This window comes from Azospirillum griseum, from assembly GCF_003966125.1.
Taxonomy (GTDB): Bacteria; Pseudomonadota; Alphaproteobacteria; order Azospirillales; family Azospirillaceae; genus Azospirillum; species Azospirillum griseum.
This window is the reverse complement of the sequence record NZ_RXMA01000049.1, coordinates 18,836-22,498: the sequence shown is the minus strand read 5'-3', so window position 1 is coordinate 22,498 and position 3,663 is coordinate 18,836. Positions and strand designations below refer to the sequence as shown.

Here is a 3,663-nt window from a genome sequence, read left to right as displayed (position 1 = left end):
AGATGACGACCGGCATGTCGGCCCCGCCGATCGGCAGGATCAGCAGGAAGCCCAGCGCCAGCGCCACGATGATGATCAGCCACATGGCAACGGTGGAGTTCGACTGCACCAGCCAGACGATCAGCAGCAGGCTCAGCACGCCCAGCGCCGCGTTCTGCGGGTGCTGCATCGGGAAGACCAGCGGCTTGCCCGTCACCAGCCCTTGCAGCTTGGCAAAGGCGACGATGGAGCCGGTGAAGGTGATCGCACCCACCGCCGTGCCCAGCGCCATTTCGATCAGCGACCCCTTGGCGATCGCCCCGGCGGACCCGATGCCATAGGCTTCCGGCGAGTAGAAGGCGGCCAACGCCACGAAGACGGCGGCCAGACCGACCAGCGAGTGGAAGGCGGCGACGAGCTGCGGCAGCGCCGTCATCTCGATCTTCTTGGCGACGACGTAGCCGATGGCCCCGCCGATGGCGATGCCCAGCACGATCAGCCAATAGGATTGGACGATGGGCGAGGCCAGCGTGGTCAGGATGGCGATGGTCATGCCGACCATGCCGTAGATGTTGCCCTGCCGCGAGGTTTCCGGGCTGGACAGGCCGCGCAACGCCATGATGAAGCAGATCGACGCGACCAGATAGAGAAGAGCGGACAAGGTTTCCATGGTCTTACTTGCCCTTCTTCTTGAACATGGACAGCATGCGCTGCGTCACCAGGAAGCCGCCGAAGATGTTGACGCTGGCCAGAATCACGGCCAGGAAGCCCATCACCTTGGAAAAACCGAACCCGGCGGGTCCGGCGGCGACCAGCGCGCCGACGATGATGACCGACGACACCGCGTTGGTGACGGCCATCAGCGGCGAATGCAGGGCGGGCGTCACCCGCCACACCACGTAATAGCCAACGAAGCAGGCCAGGACGAGAACGGTCAGGCCGGTGACGAAGAAGCTGCCATGCCCGGCGGCCTCGGCGGCGGGGTGCGCCGCGTTGGCGACCTGGGTGGCCAGCAGATCGGCCTGCTGGCCAAGAGCCGCCACTTGCGCCTTGAGATCGGCGACCCGGGCGGCGAGTTGGTTCTGATCCATGCGGAAGGTCTCCTCGAAGCCGCTCAACCGGCGAAGGCGGGATGGATGACGGCCCCGTCGCGGGTCAGCGCGATGGCCTTCACGATCTCGTCGTCCCAATTGACGGTGATGCCCTTCTCCTTGTCGTTCAGCGCCGTCAGCAGCGCCAACAGGTTCTTGGCGTAGAGCAGCGAGGCGGACTCGGCGATGCGGCTGGGGTAGTTGGCGTGGCCGACGATCTTCACCCCGTTGGCGGTGACGACCGTTTCGCCCAGTTTGGAGCCTTCGACGTTGCCGCCCTGCTCCACCGCCAGATCGATGATGACCGACCCCGGCTTCATCGAGGCGACATGCTCCGCCGTCACCAGGATCGGGGCCTTGCGGCCCGGAATCAGCGCTGTCGTGATGACGATGTCTTGCTTCTTGATGTGCTCGGCGACCAAGGCGGCCTGCTGGCGCTTGTAATCGTCGCTCATCTCCTTGGCGTAGCCGCCGGCGGTTTCGGCCTGCTTGAACTCGTCATTCTCAACCGCGACGAAGCTGCCGCCCAGCGACTGGACCTGCTCCTTCACCGCCGGACGCACGTCGGTCGCCGACACGATGGCCCCCAGCCGCTTGGCCGTGGCGATGGCCTGCAAGCCCGCCACCCCCACGCCCATGATGAAGGCGCGCGCGGGCGGAACCGTTCCGGCGGCGGTCATCATCATCGGAAAGGCCCGGCCATACTCCGTCGCCGCGTCCACCACCGCCTTGTACCCGGCGAGGTTGGCCTGCGACGACAGCACGTCCATCACCTGCGCGCGCGTGATGCGCGGCATGAACTCCATGGCAAAGGCGTTCACGCCCGCAGCGGCGTAGGCCTTCACATGGTCGCGGCTGTTGTGCGGGTTCAGGATGGCGAACAGCAGCGCGCCCTTTTTCAACAGCGCCAGTTCATCCACCCCGTCCGACCCTTCCCCCGAGAGGAGCGGACGTTGCACCTTCAACACGATGTCGGCCCCGGCCAGCGCCGACGCCGCATCGGCGGCGATCGTCGCGCCCGCAGCCTCAAACGCGGCGTCGGGAAGGCTGGAGCCAAGACCGGCACCGCTTTCCACAACCACATCAAGCCCGAGCCCCTTCAACTTCTTCACCGTTTCCGGTGACGCGGCAACGCGGAGTTCTCCCGCACGTCGTTCGCGCGGAATTGCGATCTTCATGCCCCGTTCCATCCCTGTATCGCGCGCAGCATCGCGGCGTTGTCACGCTTCACCTGTGTCGCGGCCCGAGCCGACCACCCCGCTTACAGCGCGGCGGTCAGCTCCGGGACGGCCTTGAAGAGGTCGGCGACCAGGCCGTAATCGGCGACCTGGAAGATCGGGGCCTCTTCGTCCTTGTTGATGGCGACGATGACCTTGCTGTCCTTCATGCCCGCCAGATGCTGGATGGCACCGGAGATGCCGACGGCGATGTAGAGGTCTGGCGCGACGATCTTGCCGGTCTGGCCGACCTGATAGTCGTTGGGCACGAACCCGGCGTCGACCGCCGCGCGCGAGGCCCCGACGGCGGCCCCCAGCTTGTCGGCCAGCGCCTCCAGCAGCGGGAAATTCTCGCCCGACTGCATGCCGCGACCGCCCGACACCACAATACGGGCCGAGGTCAGTTCGGGGCGTTCCGACTTTGACAGTTCCGCCGAGACGAAACGCGACAGGCCGGGGTTGGCCGCCGCCGCGACGCTCTCGACCGCCGCCGTTCCGCCGGTCGTCGCCGCCGCTTCAAAGGCGGTCCCGCGCACGGTGATGATCTTCACCGCATCCTTGGACTGGACGGTGGCGATGGCGTTGCCCGCGTAGATCGGCCGTTCGAAGGTGTCGGCCGACACCACGCCGGTGATGTCGGAGATGGCGGCGACGTCCAGCAAGGCGGCGACGCGCGGCAGCAGATTCTTGCCCACCGAGGTCGCCGGGGCCAGGATGTGGCCATAGCCACCGGCCAACGACACCACCAGCGCCGCCAGCGGTTCGGCCAGCGCGTGTTCATAGGCCGCATCGTCGGCCAGCAGCACCTTGGACACGCCGGACACCGCAGCGGCGGCGGTCGCCACCGCCTGCGCGCCCGACCCGGCGACCAGCAGATGCACGTCCCCGCCGATCTTGGCGGCGGCGGTCACGGCGTTCAGGGTGGCCGCCTTCAGCGCGGCGTTGTCGTGTTCGGCAATGACGAGAATGGCCATGGTCAGATCACCCGCGCTTCGGTCTTCAGCTTGTCCACCAGGGCGGCCACGTCGGCCACCTTCACACCCGCGCTGCGCTTGGCCGGTTCGGCCACCTTCAGCGTGGTCAGGCGCGGCGTCACATCGACGCCCAGCGCGTCCGGCGTGACGGTTTCCAGCGGCTTCTTCTTCGCCTTCATGATGTTGGGAAGGCTGGCGTAGCGCGGCTCGTTCAGGCGCAGGTCAGCGGTGACGATGGCGGGCAAGGCCAGCTCCACCGTTTCCAGACCGCCGTCGATTTCGCGCGTCACCGCAACGTTGCCCGATCCCGGAACCACCTTCGACGCGAAGGTCCCCTGGCCCCAGCCCAGCAGCGCGGCCAGCATCTGGCCGGTCTGGTTGCAATCGTCGTCAATCGCCTGT

General features: G+C 67.0%; 5 protein-coding genes. All 5 read right to left on the bottom strand.

The genetic code is table 11. The features are described 5' to 3' along the window. The coding region (locus EJ903_RS25135) for an NAD(P)(+) transhydrogenase (Re/Si-specific) subunit beta (protein WP_148105304.1) at positions 1 to 649 on the bottom strand (649 nt) is incomplete at its 3' end. 4 nt (positions 650 to 653) lie between these two features. Beyond that, positions 654 to 1,070: an NAD(P) transhydrogenase subunit alpha part 2 gene (locus EJ903_RS25130; protein WP_126620622.1), complete on the bottom strand. Its 417-nt coding sequence runs from the start codon at positions 1,068 to 1,070 to the stop codon at positions 654 to 656. Positions 1,071 to 1,093: 23 nt separating this feature from the next. Further along, positions 1,094 to 2,248: a Re/Si-specific NAD(P)(+) transhydrogenase subunit alpha gene (locus EJ903_RS25125; RefSeq protein ID WP_126620621.1), complete on the bottom strand. Its 1,155-nt coding sequence runs from the start codon at positions 2,246 to 2,248 to the stop codon at positions 1,094 to 1,096. 83 nt (positions 2,249 to 2,331) lie between these two features. Further along, entirely contained in the window at positions 2,332 to 3,261 is a 930-nt protein-coding gene (locus tag EJ903_RS25120; RefSeq protein WP_126620620.1) for an electron transfer flavoprotein subunit alpha/FixB family protein, read from the bottom strand. Positions 3,262 to 3,263: 2 nt separating this feature from the next. Then, a partial coding sequence (locus EJ903_RS27850; protein WP_246015967.1) for an electron transfer flavoprotein subunit beta/FixA family protein occupies positions 3,264 to 3,663 on the bottom strand: 400 nt, incomplete at its 5' end.

What these genes read in the sequence shown, in the direction of transcription:
- EJ903_RS25130 (WP_126620622.1), bottom strand. Translation starts at nt 1,070, where the DNA reads ATGGATCAGAACCAACTCGCCGCCCGGGTCGCCGATCTCAAGGCGCAA.
- EJ903_RS25125 (WP_126620621.1), bottom strand. Translation starts at nt 2,248, where the DNA reads ATGAAGATCGCAATTCCGCGCGAACGACGTGCGGGAGAACTCCGCGTT.
- EJ903_RS25120 (WP_126620620.1), bottom strand. Translation starts at nt 3,261, where the DNA reads ATGGCCATTCTCGTCATTGCCGAACACGACAACGCCGCGCTGAAGGCG.